Origin of the sequence: Streptomyces chlorus, assembly GCF_042655885.1 — a bacterium.
Classification (GTDB): Bacteria; Actinomycetota; Actinomycetes; order Streptomycetales; family Streptomycetaceae; genus Streptomyces; species Streptomyces chlorus.
Window position 1 is genome coordinate 19,771 of sequence record NZ_JBHSOA010000095.1, and the last position, 20,040, is coordinate 39,810.

Sequence of the window (20,040 nt, forward strand, 5' to 3'; positions counted from 1 at the left end):
CAGGGGGTCCGCGGGTGCGAGTGGGACTACTGACCCGGGAGTACCCGCCGGACGTGTATGGCGGCGCGGGCGTCCATGTCGAGTTCCTGGCCCGGGAACTGCGCCCCCTGGTGGACCTGGAGGTGCACTGCTGGGGCGAGGGCCGCACCGACGGCGTGCGGCGCCACCGCCCCTGGTCCGCCCTCGACGGCGCCAACGACGCGCTGCGCACCTTCTCCGTGGACCTCGCCATGGCCGCGGCGCTCGAGGGCCGCGAACTCGTCCATTCCCACAGCTGGTACGCCAACCTCGGCGGCCACCTCGCCAAGGAGCTGTACGGCATCCCGCACGTGATGACCGCCCATTCCCTGGAACCCCTGCGCCCCTGGAAGGCGGAGCAGCTGGGTGGCGGTTACGCCCTGTCGGGCTGGGCGGAGCACACCGCCGTCGAAGCCGCCGACGCGGTGATCGCCGTCTCCGCGGCCATGCGCGAGGACATCCTCGGCTGTTACCCGGCTCTCGACCCGGCCAGGGTGCACGTCGTGCACAACGGCATCGACACCCGGCTGTACCGGCCCGACCCCGGCACCGAAGCGCTGGACCGGATCGGCCTCGATCCGTCCCGGCCGTACGTCCTGTTCGTAGGCCGCATCACCCGGCAGAAGGGCGTGCCTCAACTGCTGCGGGCGGTGCGCGGCATCGATCCGGCCGCGCAGGTCGTGCTCTGCGCGGGCGCCCCCGACACTCCGGAGATCGAGCGGGAGTTCCGTGAGCTGTACGAGAAGCTGAGCCGGGTGCGCGCGGGCGTGCACTGGATCCCGCGGATGCTGCCACGTCCGGAGGTGATCCAGCTGCTCACCCACGCCGCCGCGTTCGTGTGCCCGTCGGTGTACGAGCCGCTCGGCATCGTCAACCTGGAGGCGATGGCCTGCGGCACGCCCGTGGTGGCCTCACGGACCGGTGGGATCCCCGAGGTTGTGGAGGACGGTGTGACCGGGGTACTCGTCCCGGTGGACGACACCTTCGAGCAGGGCCTCGCGCGGGCTCTCGACTCGGTCCTCGGCGACCCGGACGCCGCCCGGCGGATGGGCGAGGCCGGGCGGGAGCGGGCGGTCGGCGAATTCGGCTGGGACGCGGTGGCCCGCCGTACGGTCCTGCTCTACGAGGAGATCCGAAAACAGGCTTAGCCGTCCCCGCCCAGGGGCAGGGATGGGGAAATTCGGAGTGAGGGGAGCGGCCATGCGTCGTGGTGGTCCTTCGGTCCTGGGAATCGTGCTGGCGGGCGGCGAGGGCAAGCGCCTGATGCCTCTCACGGCGGACCGCGCCAAACCGGCGGTCACCTTCGGCGGCACGTACCGCCTGGTCGACTTCGTCCTGTCCAACCTGGTCAACGGTGACATCAAGCGGATCTGCGTGCTGACGCAGTACAAGTCGCACTCGCTGGACCGGCACATCACCACCACCTGGCGCATGTCCAGCCTGCTCGGCAACTACGTCACCCCGGTCCCCGCCCAGCAGCGCCTGGGCCCTCACTGGTACCTGGGCAGCGCCGACGCGATCCTGCAGTCGCTGAACCTGATCCACGACGAGCAGCCGGACCACGTGGTGGTGTTCGGAGCCGACCACGTGTACCGCATGGACCCGCGCCAGATGCTCGCCCAGCATATCGAGAGCGGCGCCGGCGTCACGGTCGCCGGGATCCGGGTGCCGCGCTCGGAGTCCACCGCCTTCGGTGTGATCACCCCGGGCTCGGACGGCCGGAGCGTGGACCGCTTCCTGGAGAAGCCCACCGACCCTCCCGGCCTCGACGACGATCCCCAGCGCGTGTTCGCCTCCATGGGCAACTACATCTTCACCACGAAGGCCCTCGTCGAGGCTCTCCAGCGGGACGCCGAGGACGAGAACTCGGTGCACGACATGGGCGGCTCGATCCTGCCCCAGCTCACCGAGCGGGGCGAGGCCTGTTTCTACGACTTCAGCTCCCACCACGTGCCCGGCGAGACCAGCCGCGACCAGGGCTACTGGCGGGACGTCGGCACGCTGGACGCCTACTACGAGGCACACATGGACCTGATTGCCGAGCGCCCCGCCTTCAACCTCTACAACCGCCAGTGGCCGGTCTACACCCACTCCGGCCAGCTCTCGCCGGCCCGGTTCAACGCCGGCGGCATGGCGAGCGAGTCCATCATCAGTGCCGGCTGCCTGATCCGCGGCCAGGTCACCCGGTCCGTGCTGTCACCGGGTGTGGTGATCGATCCGGAGGCCGTGGTCCAGGGCTCGGTGCTGCACGACAACGTCCACATCGGGCGGGGCGCGGTGGTGCGTGGTGCCGTCCTGGACAAGAACGTGGAGGTACCGCCCGGTGCGACCATCGGTGTCAATCCGGAGCGGGACGCGGAGCTGTACACAGTGTCCAAGGGCGGAGTGATCGCCCTCGGCAAGGGACAACTGGTGCCGTAGCACCCGCCCCTGTCCGCAGGACAGGGGCGGTGGTACGGAAGGGACGGGCCCCGGTCGGCGCGACCACCGGGGCCTTTGTCATGTTCCTGGACGAGCGGCGGAATCCGTGCTGTTATGCCAAGTGCTGTTCGTGACAACGTTGTACAGTCGAAAACAACGCACAAAAAAGAACAAAGAGCAGTGCGCAGAACGGTGGGTCCGAGCACACGAACAGCGGGGCCGAGTACACGAACAGGGTGCCGAGCCGGTCGAGCTGACCGCCGGCCGGGCCCACGGCATCAAGGTCGAGTACTTCGAGCGCTACGGCGGCTCCAACCTCCACCTGCGCTGGACCGAGCCCGGCGCTCCCGCCGTGCCCGGACGGACGCGCGCCCTGGTCACCGGTGAGTACGGCGGCCTCGGCCTCGCGGTGCCCGGTCACGCCTGGGCCGTGCAGCAGTCGTACGTCGACGTCGACCCGGAGGCGTACACCGAGGACTACCTCACCAAGCTCGACGAGGTACGAGCCCTGGTCTGCCGGGGCGGCAACGGCGCCGTGTACACGCAGATCTCGGACGTGGAGGGCGAGCTGAACGGCCTGCTCACCTACGACCGGCGGGTGCTGAAGCCGGACGTCGCCCGGGTGAAGGCCGCCCACGACGCCCTGATCCGGGACGCGTCCCGGGCGCAGCCCGCGGGGTGTCCGGCCAAGGGCGCCGCGCGGTGAGCGGTTCCTCCGGCGGCCCGCGCCCGTCCGGGTGGCGTTCGTCATCCTGGATACCGCTCCGGGTCCCACCCCGGGTGCCATGCCGGATTTCACCTCATATGCCGCTTCGGGAACGCCTTCTGACGCCACGTCGGGAGGTTCCGGCAGTGTGGCGGTGACTCCGTCCGCCCTCTGAGTCCCGCCCCTCCCGTCGAGCCGCGGGAGGGGTGGAGGCGCAATCTGATGTTAACTGTGTGTGGCGGGATCGTACTTGACCGTAATCGGTCGCGGGCGATTGACTGCTGGTCCACCCCGTCGTCGACGCGAGGCAAGCCCGTGAACGCAGACCTGCTCGCTCCTCTCGACCTGGCATTCTGGAACATCGAGTCCGCCGATCACCCCATGCATCTCGGTGCCCTCGGGGTCTTCTCGGCCCGTTCGCCCACCGCGGGCGCCCACGCCGCGGATCTGCTCGCCGCCCGCGCCGCCGCCGTTCCCGGACTGCGCATGCGTATCCGCGACGTGTGGCAGCCCCTGCCCGTGCGCCCCTCCCTGTCCTCCCTGTCCGGTTTCTCCTCCCTGTCGACCCTGCGCCGCCCCCTCACCGCCGCGTTCGGCTCCGCGCTCCGCCGGCCGTTCGGCTCCGCGCTGCGCGGACCGCTCACCTCGGCCCTGCGCCGTCCGCTCGCCTTCGGCGGCGCCGAGCGGGAGACCGACCCCGGCTTCGATCCCCTGGACCACGTCCGGCTGCACGCCCCCGCCACCGACTTCCACGCGGCGGCGGGCCGCCTCATGGGGCGCCCCCTGGAACGCACCCGGCCGCCCTGGGAGGCCCATGTGCTGCCGGGGGAGGACGGAGTCTCCTTCGCCGTCCTGTTCAAGTTCCACCACGCCCTCGCCGACGGACTGCGGGCCCTCACCCTCGCCGCGGCCCTGATGGACCCGATGGACCTGCCCACCCCCCGGCCGCGCCCCGCCGAGCCTCCGCGCGGACTGCTCCCGGACGTGCGCGAGGTGCCCGAACTCGTCCGCGGAGCCCTGTCCGACGCGGGCCGGGCCCTGGACATCGGCACCTGTGTCGCCCGCTCCACCCTCGACATGCGCTCGTCGCCCGCGCTCACCTGCGAACCCAGCGGCACCCGCCGCACCGCCGGGGTGGTCCTCGACCTCGACGACGTGCACCGGATCCGCAAGAGCGTCGGCGGCACCGTCAACGACGTGCTGATCGCGGTCGTCGCCGGCGCCCTGCGCCGCTGGCTCGACGAGCGCGGCGACGGCAGCGAGGGCGTCGCCCCGCGTGCCCTCGTCCCCGTCTCCCGGCGCCGCCCGCGCACCGCGTATCCTCAGGGCAACCGGCTCTCCGGCTACTTGATACGGCTTCCGGTCGACGAGGCGGACCCGCTCGCCCGCCTCGCCCTGGTGCGCACCGCCATGGACCGCAACAAGGACGCCGGCCCGAACCGGGGCGCGGGCGCCGTAGCCCTGCTCGCCGACCACGTACCGCCGCTCGGCCACCGGCTCGGTGGACCCCTGGTCGGCCGGGCGGCCCGGCTCTGGTTCGACGTCCTGGTCACCAGCGTGCCGCTGCCCGGCTTCGGACTGCGGCTCGGCGGCGACCCGCTCGGCGCCGTCTTCCCCTTCGCGCCGCTCGCGCCCGGACACTCCCTGGCAGTCGCCGTCTCCACCTACCGCGGACACGTCCACTACGGGCTGGTCGCCGACGGCGCCGCCGTCCCCGATCTCGACCGGCTCGCCGGCGCCGTGACCGAGGAGGTGGACACGCTCCTCACCGCGTGCGACCCCTGACCAGCCGCCACCGTGCCCACCCTCGTGTGTGCCCCTGACCACCGGCCGTTACGGGTTTGGTGCTAAGGCCCGGCGCTCCGTAAAATCGCCCGTTCGACAGCGGGCGCGACCGGAGCGCCGCCACGGCAGACCAGGAACGGCAACGGCGATGACGGTGACAGAGGACGGCCCCCGGGCCACGGACACGATGGTCCACGGGGACACCGTGGCGCACGAGGCCGTGGTGGCACACGGGCCAGGCATCGACCCGGAGCGGCTGGCCGTGTGCCTCGACGTGCTCGCGGAACTCGACACACTCGACGTCGACCACCCGGACGCGATCAAGGTCCGCCGCGCCACCTCGCACATCTACCGCACGGTCAAGCAGCGCCGCCGCCAAGAGCGCCGGGCCGCCAAGACCGCCCATGACAAGGCGGTCACCGAGGCCACCGCCACCGGGTCCGCCGAGCGCATCGACGACGAGACGGAAGGCATCCTGCCCTCGTCCCGTACCGAGGAGGGCACCGTCGCGGGGATACTCCAGCGCCCCCGCTCCTGCTACATCTGCAAGCAGCGGTATGTCGAGGTCGACTACTTCTACCACCAGCTCTGCCAGGAGTGCGCCGACGAGAACCGCAGCCGCCGGGACGCCCGCACCGACCTCACCGGCAAGCGCGCGCTGCTCACCGGCGGCCGGGCCAAGATCGGCATGTACATCGCGCTGCGGCTGCTGCGCGACGGCGCCCACACCACGATCACGACCCGCTTCCCGAACGACGCCGTCCGCCGCTTCAAGGCCCAGCCCGACAGCGACCAGTGGATCGACCGGCTGAAGATCGTCGGGATCGACCTGCGGGACCCGGCCCAGGTCGTCGCGCTCGCCGACTCGGTGTCCGCCGCCGGTCCGCTGGACATCCTGATCAACAACGCCGCACAGACCGTACGGCGTTCCCCGCAGGCCTACAGCGAGTTGGTCGCCGCCGAGTCCGCGCCGCTGCCCGCCGGTGAACTGCCCGCCGCCGAGGTGATCGGCGGCTTCGGCTCCGGCGCGGTGGCCGAGCTCCCGGTCGCGGGCTCCGGCGCGCTCACCGCGCAGGACGTCACCGGCCTGGCCCTGGTCTCCGGCTCGGCCTCCCTGGAGCGGATCGCGGCGGGCACCGCGATCGACGCCGGCGGCCTGGTCCCGGACCTGCACGACACCAACAGCTGGGTGCAGACCGTCGAGGAGGTCACCCCGGTCGAACTGCTCGAGGTCCAGCTCTGCAACTCGACGGCGCCGTTCCTGCTCATCAGCAGGCTGCGTCCGGCGATGGCGGCCACGGCGGCGAAGCGGACGTACATCGTGAACGTCTCCGCCATGGAGGGCGTCTTCGACCGCGGCTACAAGGGCGCGGGTCACCCGCACACCAATATGGCCAAGGCCGCACTGAACATGCTCACCCGCACCAGCGCCCAGGAGATGTTCGACAACGACCGCATCCTGATGACGGCCGTCGACACCGGCTGGATCACCGACGAGCGTCCCCACCCGGACAAGATCCGCCTCGCGGACGCCGGCTTCCACGCCCCGCTGGACCTGATCGACGGCGCGGCCCGCGTCTACGACCCCATCGTGCGCGGCGAGGCGGGCGAGGACCTGTACGGCGTCTTCCTGAAGGACTACGTGCCCGGCAGGTGGTGACGCGGCCGCCCGGCGACCGGCGGCGGGGGAGTCATTCCACCGCGCCGAGCCGGGAGTTGCGCGCCGCCAGCAGCTCCAGCACGGTGCGCCAGTCCTCCAGGATCCCGGCATCGAAGCAGGCGCTGCGGGCCTCCTCGTCCGCCGTGCGCAGGGCGAGGAGGTCGTCCTCCTCGCCCTGGAGACCGTGCCGGGGCCGGCGGCGGACCAGCCCCGCCACCCGCTCGCCGAGCAGCGCGCGCACCGCGTCCGCGGTCCGGTCGGCCCGCGTGGCGGGCTCGGCCGGCTGCAGCAGCCGGCCGACCGGCCGGACCAGGCCCGCCACCTGAAGTTCCTTGTCGGCGGGGCGTTGCCGGCGCAGCAGTGCGGCGGTGCGCAACGCGTGGTCGTACGCGTCGACCGGGGCCCCGCCGGGAACCGGGATGTCCCGGGCGCCCCGACAGGCGTACAGCAGGTCCATCAGCTCCTCGACACTGCGCAGCTCCATGCGCCGGTCCTCCTGGAAGACAACCGTTTGCCGTACGGCAGCACAACATGACGAGCTTGCGTGTCGGCCAACAGGACCTGAACTGCGCCATGACCATGCGGCCTTCTCGAAAGCGCGGACACCCCTGTAGTCCGATCGAGTGATCGGTGGTAGCGGCCCCCAGGAGGAATCAGGAGGAATCAGGGGGATATGGGAGTGAAATGGGCACAGTCCGACACGTGATCGTTACGGCGAGTTTTCAGCCCCATCGAGCAGGGGCCCGCTCATGTGGTTAATCTGAGGCGGACGGACAGCAGTAAAGGGTCCTACCCGCACCCACCGGTCCGTCATGGGACACGCCACTTCACAAGGGCCTGCTCTCCTACGATCAACCGGCGCCACCGCGTCCGAACGGCTTTCGCATCATGCCCGAGCGGACGTACGACGCGGACGCGGCAGGACCGGCGCGGTACGTCCCGAGGGTGACCGACACATAAGGAGTGCGCGGTGACACCGGAGAAGACCAATATGGATCAGCCCGTCAAGGAACGTCCCGAGCGTGCGGGCCGCCTGGCGGGCCAGCTCGGCAGCCTCGACGTGTGGGCCCGGTCGGCCCCGATCCGTCTGGCGGGCTACGAGGAAGATCTCGCCGAGCCCCACATCCTGCCCAGCGTCGACTGAGACCGGTGCCGCCCCGCGCTCCGTGTGATCGCCGGGTGCGGGAGTGTGCCGGACGCGCGTCCATGCCGATCAGGGAGGCAGGCACCGACGACTGGCCGCGCATCCGGCCGCCCTGGCGCCGCATCGTCGTCACGGGCGAGACGTACACCTGGGACCCGGACCCCTCCGAGGAGGACGCCCGGGTCCTGTGGATGAACCCGGCGAAGGCGCGGACGGGTCGGGCCGCACGTCATGTACCGGGCGCGGCGACCAGGCCGGCGGCCCCGCTCAGGGGCGGGCGTAGGGCCGGGTCATGATCTCCAGGTTGTGGCCGTCAGGGTCGTCGAAGTAGGCGCCGCGACCGCCGAAGAGGCGGTTGATCCTGCCGGGTTCGGTGTGGTTCGGGTCCGCGTAATAGGTGACCCCGACCGCCTCCAGGCGGGCGATCATCGCGTCGAACTGATCCTCGGGGACGAGGAACGCGTAGTGCTGCGACTGGATGGGCTCGTCGCGCTGCTCGTAGTAGTCGAGGGTCACGCCGTTGCTCAGGTCGACGGGCAGGAACGGGCCGAAGGGGGCGCCGACCTCCAGCCCCAGGATCACGGCGAGGAACTCGGCCGACAGGCGGCGGTCGCGGGCGAGGACGGCGGTGTGGTTCAACTGGACGGCTGTGGTGGGCGGTTCGGGTGCGGCAGGTGTGATGGGCGCGCCGAGTGCGTCGGGCATGGCTGGTTCGTCTCCGGGTGTCGGTTTCCGTCGGGTATGCCGCGCGGGGCGCGGCGGGAAGCGGGGAAAGGAACGCGGAGAGGAGGGCGGGGCGCGGGCGATGCCCTGCCCTGGGCCGGGCGTGAGCGGGGACATCCCCGCCTGGCTCACGCCGAGGCCGGGAGCGTCTTTCGTGTGTGGCCCAAGGCCGACCCGGCAGTCACCCGGCCGACGATAGGCGCACGCCGCTGATCACCGCAACACCCGGGCGGACCGGACCGCGAGGAGGCCCTGCGGGGTCTGGGCGGTCTCACAGGGTGATCTTCAGAGGACGAAGGTTTGTCGAAGGTCGGGATCTGAGTCCGGTGGACGCGGGCCGAAGGTGCCCGTTGTGGTCAACCCTGAGCATCGTCAAGGTCCGGTGTCGCCGTTCGGCTGCTCGGTGCGTCGGGCGTCCTGGGCGTGGGCTCGGGATCTGTCCGTCCGCGACCGGCCGTGGACCTCGACGTCGCCGAACGGCAGGAGGTCCTCGGAGCCACCGCCACCCGCGTCTACGGCCTGTGAACCGCCCCCGCCAGCCGGGTCGGCGGCAGATACTCGCGCACGTACGTCCGCTCCCAGCACGCCCCCGTCTCCCGCAGCTCGCGCCAGCTCGTGTACCGGTAGCGGAACAGCCGGGCGCGGACGTACCGGGGCGGCGCGTTCGGCGGGAAGGGGGAGCGGCGCAACAGCCGCAGCGTGTCGCGGTCGCCCTCCAGCAGCCGTTCCACCAGCGCGCCGAACCACGGCCCGGCGTAGGACGGCGACAGCGCGGCGAACCACATCAGCCAGTCGAGCCGCAGATGGTACGGCGCGAACTGACGCGGCCAGTGCCGGGGATCCCCCGGCTTGCCCCGGAACTCGTACTCCCGCCAGTCCGCGTCCTTCCGGGGCGTCCGGTCCGCGGTGCCCTCGATCACCACCTCGTACCGGATTCGGCTGACACTGCCGAACGCCCCGTAGGTGTTGACCAGGTGGAGCGGGTCGAAGGACCGGTTCATCACCTGGCGGCGGGAGAGCATGTTGCGCACGGGATGGTAGCCGAGGGCGAGCAGCAGCGCGGACACCGCGAGGACGACGACCACGTACCACAGCGGGGCGTCGGCCGTCTCCGGGGGAGCGGTGGGGAACGCGACCACCGACAGGGCCAGCACGATCGTGATCCAGTTCAGCCAGGAGAAGTTGCCCGACAGCACCAGCCACAGCTGCGTGACGATCATCAGCGCGGCGGCGACCGTGGCGACCGGCTGCGGAGCGAACAGCAGGCACGGGACGACCAACTGGGTGACATGGTTCGCGGCCACCTCGACCCGGTGCAGCGGCTTCGGCAGATGGTGGAAGAACCAGCTCAGCGGCCCCGGCATCGGCTGGGTCTCGTGATGGTGGTCCAGGCAGGTGAGCTTCCGCCAGCACGCGTCGCCGCGCATCTTGATCAGCCCCGCGCCGAACTCGACCCGGAACAGAACCCACCGCAGCAGGAACAGCACGACGACCGGCGGGGCCACCTCGTCGTTGCCGAGGAACACCGAGAGGAAGCCGACCTCGAGCAGCAGCGACTCCCAGCCGAAGGCGTACCAGGTCTGCCCGACGTTGACGATCGACAGATACAGCACCCAGGGCACCAGCCACAGCAGCATCCCGGCCCCCAGCGGAAGCCAGGAGTCCATCCCCGCGAGCAGCGCCGCCGACACCGCGCAGCCCGTCCAGGCGCAGCCCGCGAAGAACCGGTCCGAGTAGTACAGATGGAACAGGCCGGGCGCCCGCGCGAACGGGGTCCGTTCCACGAACCGGGACACCGGCAGCATTCCGCGCTCGCCGATCAGCGCACGGAACTGCAGCACCGCCGTCAGGAACGCGATCAGGTACAGCCCGGCCAGCGCCCGCTGGAAGACCAGCCGGCTCAGCCAGTAGTCGGATGCGGTGAACCACTCCACGGCCATGCGCTCCCTCCCCGCCCATTGTCCGCCCCTGGTTGCCTGCCGTCCTTTGGCCGCCGTCGCTGTCCGCCTTCCCTGTGACTCTCCGTATACCCGGAACGGCCGAAGCCGTCCCGGAGACTCCGGGGACGGCACCGGTCGAAGAATCGGATGAACCCTGACAAGGTGGGTCCATGGCTGATCGGGGAGCGAACGCCCTGTCACTCCCGGACGACTGGCCGGACCATCCGGATCCGATCCTGGCGCTCAACCACATGGGCAGGTTCGACTGGGACCTGGACACCCGGGTGATGCTGATGGACGCCCAGGCCCGCGACATCTTCGACCTGCGCCCCGACGAACCCGGCCATCCCGACACGCTGGTGACCCGGATCCCGCCCGCCGAGATCGTGCGCCTGGACACCGCCGTCTCGCAGGCCCTGAAGGACGGCAGCGAGAACTACGGCGTCTACTTCCGGGTCCGCCGCCGCGACGGCACCCTGCGCCGGACCCACATCCACGGCTACATCCGCCGGGACGGGGCCGGGCTGCCCCACCGCATCCTCGGCGTCGTCCGGGACGCCACGGAGGAACTCGGCGACAGTGAGGCGAGAGGGGCGCAGGACGCCGAGGAGGACGCCCTGCGCCAGCAGACCAACATCGTCCAGCTCACCACGGCCGCCCTCGCCCACGCCCGCACCGTGCAGGACGTCATCGACGTCGTCAAGGACACTCACGGCCTCACCCATCTGGGCGCCACCAGCCTTGTCATGGGTCTGGTCGAGGCCGGCCGGATCCGGCTGGTCGCCGAGGGGCCCGCCGACAGCTTCGTCCCGGGCACCCGCATCACCCGGATCGACGAGCAGTACCCGATGAGCGAGGCCGTACGGACCCTGAGCCCGCGCTTCATCGAGTCGCCACAGGAGTTCGCCGAGCGCTACCCGGTACTGTGGCCGCACCTCACCGACCTGCACATCACCTCGGCGGCCTACCTGCCGCTCATTGTCCAGACCCGCCCCATCGGCGCCATGGGCCTGCTCTACAGCGACCGGCGCGGCTTCACCCCCGAGGAGCGCAACATCCTCGTCGCCCTGTGCAGCAGCATCGCGCAGAGCATGCAGCGGGCCATGTTCTACGAGCAGGAGATGGACCTCGCGCAGGGACTCCAGCAGGCCATGCTGCCCCGCACCATCCCCAGCGTGCCCGGCGCCGACGTCGCCGTCCGCTACCGCGCGGCCAGCACCGGGGGTGGCCTCAGCCGGGACATCGGCGGCGACTGGTACGACCTGATCCCGCTGCCCGGGGGCCGTGTCGGCGCCGTGATCGGCGACGTCCAGGGCCACGACACCCACGCCGCCTCCGTCATGGGCCAGCTGCGCATCGTGCTGCGCGCCTACGCCGCCGAGGGACACCCGCCGGCCACCGTGATGGCCCGCGCCTCCGTCTTCCTGCACGAACTCGACACCGACCGCTCCGCGACCTGCCTGTACGCCGAGGCGGACCTGTCCACCGGCGTCCTCCAGATGGTCCGGGCCGGCCACCTCGACCCACTCGTCCGGCGTGCCGACGGCGTCTGCCACCGCGTCCACGTGCCGGGCGGGCTGCCGCTCGGCCTGTCCGCCGAGTTCGACCGGCTCGACTACCCGGTCGGGACGATGGAGCTCGATCCCGGCGACGTGCTGCTGCTGTGCACCGACGGTCTGGTCGAGCAGCCCGGCGCAGACCTCGACGACGGCATCGAGACCCTCTCCGCGCTCGTCACCACCGGCCCCGAGGACGTACGCGAGCTGGCCGACCGGCTCATCGACGTGGCCGAGGAGCGCGGCGGGGAGGACGACGTGGCCCTGCTCCTGCTGCGCCGCCGCCCGCCGGACAGCCCGCGCGCGGGAGGCCGGCTCCAGCAGCACGTGGCCCCCGGCGATCCCGAGGCCCTCACCGAGGCCCGGCGCATGGTCCGTGCCGGGGTCGGTGCCTGGGGTGCCGGGAACCGCGCCGACGAGATCGAACTGGTCGCCGACGAGCTGATCACCAACGCGCTGATGCACACCGAAGGGTCCGCCGTCGTCACCCTCAGGGTCCTCGTCGGCGGCGAGCGGCGGCTGCGCGTGGAGGTCGCGGACTCCTCCAGCGCCCTGCCGCGCCGCCGCGAGGCGGGGGAGTCGGGCGTCTCGGGGCGAGGCCTGCTCCTCGTCGAGATACTCACGGACGAGTGGGGCGTGGAGGCACGCGGCGGCGGCAAATGCGTGTGGGGCGAGTTCTCGGTGACCAGGGCCTTCGCCTTCACGGACCCCACGGACCCGGCGGAGCACGACCACAGCCCCGGCCCCGGCGACGCCGACGGCACGGGACGCGGCTCCCGCTGAACGGCCCGGTCCGGGCGGCACTCTGGACGTATGCCGGAACTTCCCGAGGCCGAGGCATCGCGGACCACGCTCACCGACGCGGTCGAGCGCGCGCACGGGCTCGCCGTCAGAAGGCCGAAGGCCGGGAGGAAGAGCGGTCTGCGGGTCCACGGCCACACCGGGGAGACGCGCCCGGTATGCGATGACACCGCCCGCGAGGTCGCGTTCAGCGCCTCCTCGCTGTAGTACTGCCCCACCTGCCGGACCGGGGGCAAACCCCTGGCGGACCGCAGACTCTCCCGACTGCTGAGCCTGGATCCACCGATGATCATGGAGGGAAGACTGTGTCCTCCCAGGTCAACCAGTCCTTCGGGTGGTAGTCGATCTTCACCTGAGAGGTGAAGGCGCGGAACGGCTCAATCGGGCCGCTGACCTGGACCAAGGCTGCTCGGGTCCGGTTTTCGTCGGTGGATTCAGGCTGAAGTGACCCCGCGTCCGGTGAGGTGAGCTCGTGTCCGGGCGGTGCCGGGGCGGATGACCGCGGGGCTCCCCACTGTCACCGGGGCTTCAACGTCACCAGGTGCTCGCCGTCCGAGGAGCGCAGCTCGTAGCGCTCGACCTGCCCGCTGCGCAGGGTGGAGCCGCCTGTCATGATGTTGGGGCGGGCGTCGTGACGGGGCACGTTCCAGCTGGTCACGGTCTCCTCGGAGCCGTCCTGTCCGACCACCACCAGCCGGCAGACGCGGGGCCCCGCCCCGTCCTTGACCTTCAGCTCCAGCCGGCTGCCCCAGTCCTCGTCCGCCGTCGTGATCTCCGCCCACACCCCGGACCGCTCATCGGCCGCCGCGATGCTCTCGGGCGCCTGCTCACCGCCGCCCGAGGACATCATGGCGAGCGCCGGCGCGGTCATCGCGAGCACCACCGAGGCCGCCAGCGCGAACAGCAGCCGACGGCGCACCGCCCGGTTCCGTCCCGCCACCTCGGACAGCAGCCGGTCGAGCATCCTCGGGCCCGGCTTGGGCATCGGGTGCGTCAGCGGCGGTGTGGAGCGCCGGTACAGCATCAACTGCCGTGTCGTCGCACCGAATTCGGTCACCTGTGCAGCGCAGCTGGGGCACTCCATGAGGTGGTCCTCGAAGCGGAAGGCCTCCGCCTCGTCCAGCACGCCGAGCGCGTACGCGCCGACGTCGCGATGCCTTTCCAGGGACCTCATGCCGAATCCTCGTACCGTTGGGTGTGGGTGGGGTTACTCGTTGCTCCCACCGGTACGCACCAGGCAGTCGATTCACTCAAGCCGCATGCCGAATCGTAACCAAAGGGTTCGGAGCCCTCCGGCCCGCGGATTGGTCCGATTCGCCGGAAGGCTAGAAGAGGTGGATGGCGAGGTGCCCGAGCGGCAGGCCGAGCTGCCACGCGGGCGTCCACACCTTTGGCCCCTCGTCCTCCCCGGCCCCCGCGGCGCCGCCCGGCACCGCGTTCAGATCGGGGGCGAGCAGCTCCGTCTCCTGCAGCCAGCGCCAGGCCGACCGGGCGAGTTCCAGGTCGGGATCCGCCGTGGTCCGGCCGGCGGTGGTCGCGGGGATGGCGGCGGCGTCCGCGGTCAGGTCCGCCAGGCGTTTGTGCACCCACTCCTGCCACGGCTGGTCGTACGCGGTCAGCGACAGCCAGGTCTCCAGCTGGGTGATCACCCGGATGCCGGAGAGCTCGCCGTCGGTGTCGGACAGGAAGACGGTCAGTGCCAGCGCGTCCCGGCCGGCCCGGAACTCGAAGGACGTCGTCGGCATCAGGTCGCCGCTGCGCAGTAGTTCGTCGGCGATGTACTCGGCGTACAACCAGGCCATGGGGACGGTCAGTTCGCCGTCGCCCGTGCCGTCGGTGCTCTCTTGACCTCTGTGCGGCATTCCTTCCAGCCTTCCTCCGGTACGTGCGCGTCGCCCGAACCCGGGCCCCCGGTCCGCAGCACGGATGAGGACAGCCGATTACTCAACAGGGGTCGTCGGCAAGGCGCTTTACGGAGGTTTGACCTGGCCGCCGGTTTCACCGCAGGTCGGCGGCGTATCCCGGAAGCACCCGGCGCAGAGCGCGCAGCGCGTAGTACGCGCGGGACTTCACGGTACCGGGCGGTATCCCCAGCGCCGCCGCGGCCTCCGCCACACTCGCCCCCTGGAAGTACACGAGCACCAGGACTTCACGGTGTTCCGGAGTGAGCGTCTTCACGGCCTGGCGGACATCGAGCGCCGCCGCGGCCCGTTCGGCATGGTCGGAGATCACCCGCGCGTTCTCCAGCGCCGCGTCGCCCACCTCGGGCGGCCGGGCCTGCCGGGCCCGCCGTGCGTCGATGGCGAGCCGCCGGCCCACGGTCATCAGCCAGGGCCGTACGGAGTCGAAGTCGTCGGCGCGCAGCACCTCGGGATGCTGCCAGGCCCGTACCAGCGTCTCCTGAACGAGATCCTCGGCGCGCTGCCGGTCCCCGTCGCAGAGCCGGAGCAGCAGCGCGAAGAGAGGCCGGCCGTGCTCGCGCTGCAGGGCGGCGAGTTCGTGCTCGGCGGTTGTCCCGTTCGTGAGTGTCATTCCGGCCGTCATGGCGGTATGGCAACGTACGGCGCTCTTCGGGGACAGGGCGCGCACGCAGGCGTGCGGCGGACGGTCGATCGCGTCGGCGAACGGTTCGACGAACGGTCCGGGTGACGGTTCGCGCACGCCGGACGGCCTGAACGGCGTGTCGGAACACCGGGCATGCAGAAAGTGATTCTTATCTGTTTACCAGTAAATATGGCAGTGGAACGCCACATACCGGGGTGAAGTGATGATCGCACGCAGTGGGCAGGTGGCCCTGGCCCTCACCGTCGTCCTCGCCGCGGGCGCCGCCTGGCAGGCACGGGAGCACCGACCACCGGAATCCGGCCATCCGGGTGCCTCGGTCGTGCGGGACCGTGGCTTCACCCTGGTCGCCTCGGGGGACGTGCTGCCGCACGGCTCGGTCATCGACCGTGCCCGCTTCGACGCGGCCCGCACCGGCCACCGCCCCGACATCGACCTGATCCCCGGCACCCATGCCCACGCCCCGCAGGCGTACGAGAAGATCAACGGCACCTGGGTGATCTCCAGATTCCGGCCCTCGCCGCCCACCGCCAGGTGATCGCGCCCGACGTACGCGGCCACGGCTCCTCCGCCAACGTCATGGAACCCTTCCGCTGGGCGGACGACCTCGCCGCCCTGCTGCGCCACCTCGACGCGGGGCCCGCGGTCCTGGTCGGCGTGTCGATGGGCGGCGCCATCGCGACCGACACCGTTCTCGAACATCCGGATCCGGTGCGCGCGGTCGTTCCCTGCGGGGCGGCCACCAGCGAGTTCGAGTACACCGATCCGTGGACCCGCTGGATCCAGGCCGAGTTCGCCCGCACGCTGGGCGCCGGTGATGTCGAGGGCTGGCTGAACGCCTTCGTGCGGGTCGCACCGGGCGAGCACCGCGGCATCGACGGCGTCGACCCGGACATCCCGCGCCGGCTGCGGGAGATGGCGCTGCACACGATCTCCAAGCACACCCCGGACGAGAAGGACCGGCGCGTCCCCGTCACCGGCACCTGGGACCGCGTGCCGACGATCGACGTGCCGGTGCTCGCGGTCAACGGCTCACTCGAACCCGCCGATCCGACCGCGGCGGCCGAGCGTCTCGTCCGCGGTGTACGCGACGGCCGCTCCGCCACCATCGAGGGGGCGGGACACTACGCGTGCAGGGAGCAGCCCGAGGTCTTCAACGAGATCCTCCTCAGCTTTCTGCGCACCCTCTGACGCCGCCTTCCCGCGCACCTTCTGACGCGGCGGTACCTACGGCACCACCGTCACCGGCCAGCGCCCCGCCTTCACCAGCCGGACCGCCACCGACCCCACGAACCGGTGGCCCGCCTGCTCCGAGGCGCCCACCACCACCGCGTCCGCCTTGAGGTCGTCCGCCGCCTTCACCATGCCGTTGTACGGGTCGCCGCGGAAGGTGTGGAACTCCCAGCGGAAGTCGAACACTCCCCGGACCTGCTCGGATGCCTCCCTGACCTGCCTCACCAGGTCCTCGGCGATCTCGTCCGTGGTCTCCGCCACCGGCGCCCCGAGCGCCGCGCCCGCCGCCAGCACCGGCTGCACGTACACGACGGCGAGCAACGCGTGCTGCCGCCGGGCCATACCGGAGGCGTAGGCCGCCGCCCGCAGGGAGGTGTCGGAGCCGTCCACTCCGACCACGATCACCTTCGGGCCGTCCGTGCCCCGTTCGAACTGCGTCGAGCGCTTCTCCGTCACGGCGCCGAGGCTATCGGGCGCCCGTACGGCGGCAGCACTGGGCCGAGCGGGTGGAAACGCCCCGCCGCACCGGTGTCGCTGAGTTCACCCGTCGCCGGGCGGGCGACGGATGAGTCATGCAGAAAGATCAGTTGCTCACGCGGCGCCGGGCGCTGCTCACCGGCGCCGCCGTCGTGGGAGCGGCCGGCGCGGCCGGACTCCTTGGGACGGGCGTCAGCACCGAGGCGGCACGCCCCACCACGCCCGCCGCCGGAGCCCAGGCCGCCGGCCTCCCGCTCAAGTCCTCCGCGTACCGCCTCAGACCCCTCACCGGCTACGGCCCGCCCAGGACGGCCCGTGGCAGAACCCCGGTGCGGAGCGCACCACTGCTGCGTGTTTCCGGGCGGGGGAACACCATGGTGCTGACCTTCGACGACGGACCCGACCCCCGCTACACCCCGGACATCCTCGACACGCTCGCGGCGTACGACGTCCGCGCGATGTTCTTCGTGTGCGGGGAAATGGTCTCCTACAACAAGGACCTGCTGGCCCGTATGTCCGACGAGGGACACGTCGTCGGCAACCACACCTGGTCCCACCCCCTGCTCACCCGCCTGACCCGCGGCAGGATCCGCTCCGAGATGGAACGCACCTGCGACATCATCGAGAAGGAGTACGGCGAACGCCCCCAGTGGTTCCGCGCGCCCTACGGAGCCTGGAACCGCGCCGCCTTCCAACTCGGCGCCGAACTGGGCATGGAACCCCTCGCCTGGACCGTGGACACCCTCGACTGGATCAGCCCCGGCACCCGCACCATCGTCGACCGGGTGGAGAACGGCGCCGCCCCCGGGGTCGTGGTGCTCTCGCACGACGCCGGGGGCGACCGCTCCCAGAGCGTGCGGGCCCTGCGCGACTACCTGCCCGAACTGCTGGCCTCCGGCTACCAGGTCACGGTGCCCCGGCGGCACTACGTCTGAGCGGGGGCCGCCCCGTCCGGCCGGCCCCGTCCGCCCGCCCGGACGGGGCCGGCTGTTCAGCGGACCTCGGCCAGGCGGGCGAAGACGACGACGTTCCCGTCGTAACCGTCTTGCTGGGTGAAACCGCCACCGCAGGTGATGACCCGCAATTCCGGCGAGCCCTTCGAGTTGTAGACCCGGTCACCGGGAAAATCTTTCTTCGCGAAAACCTCAATGCCGTAGATCTCGAACACCGCGGCCTTTCCGTCCTCGCGCTCGACCTCGACGTGATTGCCCTTTGTCAGAGCCCCGAGCCCGTAGAAGACGGCCGGGCCCAGATGGTTGTCGACATGGCCGACCACGACCGCCGTGCCCTTCTCCCCGGGAGCGACCCCACCGGTGAACCAGCCCGCCAGATTGGGGTCCTCGGGCGGCGGCGCGTCCACCCGCCCCTCCGCGTCCAGACCCACCGCCATCACCGGTGCGTCCACCTGGATCGCCGGAATCCGGACCCGGCCCGGAACCGAGTACGGCAGCGGTTGCACCGCCGTGGCCGTGGCCGTGGCCGTGGCCACGGTGGCACCGGGCACCCTGCTGTCCGCGGCGGCAGCCCCGGCGGGCTGCGGCGGCCCTTCGTCGAACTCCCCCGAACCATTCCGGATGAGCGCGAGGCCGGTGAGCAGAACCAGCGCTATCACACCCCACGGGACACGCCTCTTCCGCCGCGCCTCCCTTTCGAATTCGGCCGGTTCGAAAGCAGACATTCGCTTTTCCCCTCTCGACACGGCCGTCGCCATGTCACTCGTGCATGGCAGAAACGCTAGAGGCGGCGCACGGAACCGGCGACGGGGCAAGGGCGAACGGGTGGCCGGGCGCTGATCGGTAAGCCATCCGGGGTGCCGCCGAACGAAGATCCTCTGACGGACCGTGTCCTGCGGCGATACCCGAAAGCAGGGATCCGGGCGGGCCGCCGCCGCACCGGGCGGCGCGATCGCAGTCGCGCGAACGGGTCACTCCTGTGGGCCGTACGGGGGACCATCGATGTGGCGGGAGGGGGACGCGCGCGGCGTGGCGCACGTCCCCGGGACCGGAACCGTGGTGCGGGCCGGTCAGCTCCCGATGCCGGGGAACAGGAGGCGGAACGGATCGGCCGACGCGGCGAGCCCACGGCTGAACGGCGCGTCGAAATCCCAGATCAGGAAGAGCAGGAAGGCGATCAGCGCCGAGAACAGTCCGGCGAGGATCAGCTCACGCCGGGTGCGCCGGATCTGCAGCGCGAAGATCATCCCGATGGTGACGACCGCGCCGCCGATCAGCCCGAACCACACCACGCCCGGCATGGTCTCCCCGGTCGACTCCGCACGGGCCGCGCGGGCCTGGTCGGCGGCGGACACCTGGTCGACGAGCGGCTGATAGGCCTGGGCCTCGAAATCCGTCGCCGGTTCGTAGTCGGTGACGTCCCGGCGGACCCGGTCGAGCAGCTCTGTCCCGCGCTCGGTGACCTGTCCGTCGTCGGCCATAGCGCGCCACTCGGTGGTCACGACGTGTCCGACATAGGCGTTGACATCGCCCCGAATGCGGTCGCGGATGTCGGCCGGATAGATCCGTACCCGCTCCGAGATCTCGTGCAGCGCCGCCGCTTCCGCCCGCACATGGTCCTGGGCGGCACTGCGCCCCTCCCAGACGCCGGCGATGGCCAGGCCCAGGACGATGGCGTACACCACGCCGATCCACATCGTCATGTACTCGATGACGTCCGGGGTCTCGCTGGGGTCCTCGTCGTCGGGGGCCGCGCGGTGACGTACGAGGGTGATGACGACCACCACGACGCAGACGGCCAGCATCGCGAGGGTGAGAACAAGCCATTCCGGCAAGAGGTGCCTCCACAGCGGGTTGTCGGGTTCGGCGGGGACAGGCGGGTATGAGGCTCAGCGGGGCCGGAGTGCGGCGATGGCGACGACCGCGGGCATGGTGATGAGCAGGACGAAGGTGAGCGGTGACGTGGCGCCGCCGGACGGCCGCTTGACCGGGGGTGCCGCGCGATACCGGGGGTAGTGCACGGGCGTCACGGACGGGCGCGGGGTGGGCGTGGGGACGGCC

General features: G+C 71.3%; 16 protein-coding genes and 5 pseudogenes. 12 read left to right on the forward strand and 9 right to left on the reverse strand.

Annotated features, from left to right (window positions below; translation table 11 throughout):
• Positions 1–14 precede the first annotated feature (14 nt).
• From glgA to ACFPZI_RS31840, 5 genes and pseudogenes are all read left to right on the forward strand, one after another.
• Positions 15–1,166, forward strand: a complete 1,152-nt coding sequence (glgA, locus tag ACFPZI_RS31820) for a glycogen synthase (protein WP_381370519.1) — start codon at positions 15–17, stop codon at positions 1,164–1,166.
• Positions 1,167–1,218: 52 nt separating this feature from the next.
• Entirely contained in the window at positions 1,219–2,439 is a 1,221-nt protein-coding gene (gene glgC, locus ACFPZI_RS31825) for a glucose-1-phosphate adenylyltransferase (RefSeq protein WP_381370521.1), read from the forward strand.
• 332 nt (positions 2,440–2,771) lie between these two features.
• Positions 2,772–3,145, forward strand: a pseudogene (locus ACFPZI_RS31830) (glycoside hydrolase family 2); the annotation flags it as partial.
• Between the two features lie 315 nt (positions 3,146–3,460).
• The gene (locus ACFPZI_RS31835; protein ID WP_381370524.1) at positions 3,461–4,930 is read left to right on the forward strand and encodes a wax ester/triacylglycerol synthase family O-acyltransferase; all 1,470 of its coding nucleotides are present in this window, start codon (positions 3,461–3,463) and stop codon (positions 4,928–4,930) included.
• A gap of 148 nt (positions 4,931–5,078) precedes the next feature.
• Positions 5,079–6,590 carry an SDR family NAD(P)-dependent oxidoreductase gene (locus ACFPZI_RS31840; RefSeq protein WP_381370527.1) on the forward strand — a complete coding sequence of 504 codons (1,512 nt, stop codon included), beginning with the start codon at positions 5,079–5,081 and terminating at the stop codon, positions 6,588–6,590.
• Between the two features lie 31 nt (positions 6,591–6,621).
• Here ACFPZI_RS31840 and ACFPZI_RS31845 read toward each other — a convergent pair whose 3' ends face one another.
• Positions 6,622–7,074, reverse strand: a complete 453-nt coding sequence (locus ACFPZI_RS31845) for a hypothetical protein (RefSeq protein WP_381370530.1) — start codon at positions 7,072–7,074, stop codon at positions 6,622–6,624.
• Positions 7,075–7,560: 486 nt separating this feature from the next.
• On the opposite strand from ACFPZI_RS31845, the gene ACFPZI_RS31850 reads away from it, so the two are divergent.
• Positions 7,561–7,734, forward strand: a complete 174-nt coding sequence (locus ACFPZI_RS31850; protein ID WP_381370533.1) for a hypothetical protein — start codon at positions 7,561–7,563, stop codon at positions 7,732–7,734.
• A gap of 62 nt (positions 7,735–7,796) precedes the next feature.
• Positions 7,797–7,940 (forward strand): annotated as a pseudogene (locus ACFPZI_RS31855) (GNAT family N-acetyltransferase); the annotation flags it as partial.
• Between the two features lie 61 nt (positions 7,941–8,001).
• Here the strand turns inward: ACFPZI_RS31855 and ACFPZI_RS31860 are convergent.
• A complete protein-coding gene (locus ACFPZI_RS31860; RefSeq protein WP_381370536.1) occupies positions 8,002–8,439 on the reverse strand; it encodes a VOC family protein in 438 nt (145 codons plus the stop codon).
• Between the two features lie 530 nt (positions 8,440–8,969).
• Positions 8,970–10,391 (reverse strand): lipase maturation factor family protein, encoded by a 1,422-nt coding sequence (locus ACFPZI_RS31865; RefSeq protein WP_381370560.1) that lies wholly within the window; start codon positions 10,389–10,391, stop codon positions 8,970–8,972.
• Between the two features lie 176 nt (positions 10,392–10,567).
• Between ACFPZI_RS31865 and ACFPZI_RS31870 the strand changes: the two genes are divergently transcribed.
• Positions 10,568–12,736, forward strand: a complete 2,169-nt coding sequence (locus ACFPZI_RS31870) for a SpoIIE family protein phosphatase (RefSeq protein WP_381370539.1) — start codon at positions 10,568–10,570, stop codon at positions 12,734–12,736.
• A 51-nt stretch (positions 12,737–12,787) separates the two neighbouring features.
• Positions 12,788–13,024 (forward strand): annotated as a pseudogene (locus ACFPZI_RS31875) (Fpg/Nei family DNA glycosylase); the annotation flags it as partial.
• A gap of 247 nt (positions 13,025–13,271) precedes the next feature.
• On the opposite strand, the gene ACFPZI_RS31880 reads toward ACFPZI_RS31875, so the two are convergent.
• The 3 genes from ACFPZI_RS31880 to ACFPZI_RS31890 all read right to left on the reverse strand — a co-directional run bounded on the left by ACFPZI_RS31880 (position 13,272) and on the right by ACFPZI_RS31890 (position 15,298).
• Complete coding sequence (locus ACFPZI_RS31880) at positions 13,272–13,928, reverse strand: zf-HC2 domain-containing protein (RefSeq protein ID WP_381370542.1); 657 nt, start codon at positions 13,926–13,928, stop codon at positions 13,272–13,274.
• A gap of 151 nt (positions 13,929–14,079) precedes the next feature.
• Entirely contained in the window at positions 14,080–14,616 is a 537-nt protein-coding gene (locus tag ACFPZI_RS31885) for a hypothetical protein (RefSeq protein WP_381370545.1), read from the reverse strand.
• 136 nt (positions 14,617–14,752) lie between these two features.
• Positions 14,753–15,298 (reverse strand): sigma-70 family RNA polymerase sigma factor, encoded by a 546-nt coding sequence (locus ACFPZI_RS31890; RefSeq protein WP_381370563.1) that lies wholly within the window; start codon positions 15,296–15,298, stop codon positions 14,753–14,755.
• A 223-nt stretch (positions 15,299–15,521) separates the two neighbouring features.
• On the opposite strand from ACFPZI_RS31890, the pseudogene ACFPZI_RS31895 reads away from it, so the two are divergent.
• Together ACFPZI_RS31895 and ACFPZI_RS31900 are read left to right on the forward strand one after the other, a co-directional pair.
• Positions 15,522–15,737, forward strand: a pseudogene (locus tag ACFPZI_RS31895) (CapA family protein); the annotation flags it as partial.
• A 77-nt stretch (positions 15,738–15,814) separates the two neighbouring features.
• Positions 15,815–16,507: pseudogene (locus tag ACFPZI_RS31900) on the forward strand (alpha/beta fold hydrolase); the annotation flags it as partial.
• Positions 16,508–16,543: 36 nt separating this feature from the next.
• On the opposite strand, the gene ACFPZI_RS31905 reads toward ACFPZI_RS31900, so the two are convergent.
• Positions 16,544–17,005 carry a universal stress protein gene (locus ACFPZI_RS31905; protein ID WP_381370548.1) on the reverse strand — a complete coding sequence of 154 codons (462 nt, stop codon included), beginning with the start codon at positions 17,003–17,005 and terminating at the stop codon, positions 16,544–16,546.
• A 116-nt stretch (positions 17,006–17,121) separates the two neighbouring features.
• On the opposite strand from ACFPZI_RS31905, the gene ACFPZI_RS31910 reads away from it, so the two are divergent.
• Positions 17,122–17,961: a polysaccharide deacetylase family protein gene (locus ACFPZI_RS31910; RefSeq protein WP_381370551.1), complete on the forward strand. Its 840-nt coding sequence runs from the start codon at positions 17,122–17,124 to the stop codon at positions 17,959–17,961.
• Between the two features lie 56 nt (positions 17,962–18,017).
• Here the strand turns inward: ACFPZI_RS31910 and ACFPZI_RS31915 are convergent, their stop codons facing one another.
• Entirely contained in the window at positions 18,018–18,704 is a 687-nt protein-coding gene (locus ACFPZI_RS31915) for a class F sortase (RefSeq protein WP_381370554.1), read from the reverse strand.
• A 345-nt stretch (positions 18,705–19,049) separates the two neighbouring features.
• Positions 19,050–19,814 carry a bestrophin-like domain gene (locus ACFPZI_RS31920; protein WP_381370557.1) on the reverse strand — a complete coding sequence of 255 codons (765 nt, stop codon included), beginning with the start codon at positions 19,812–19,814 and terminating at the stop codon, positions 19,050–19,052.
• Positions 19,815–20,040: the final 226 nt, after the last annotated feature.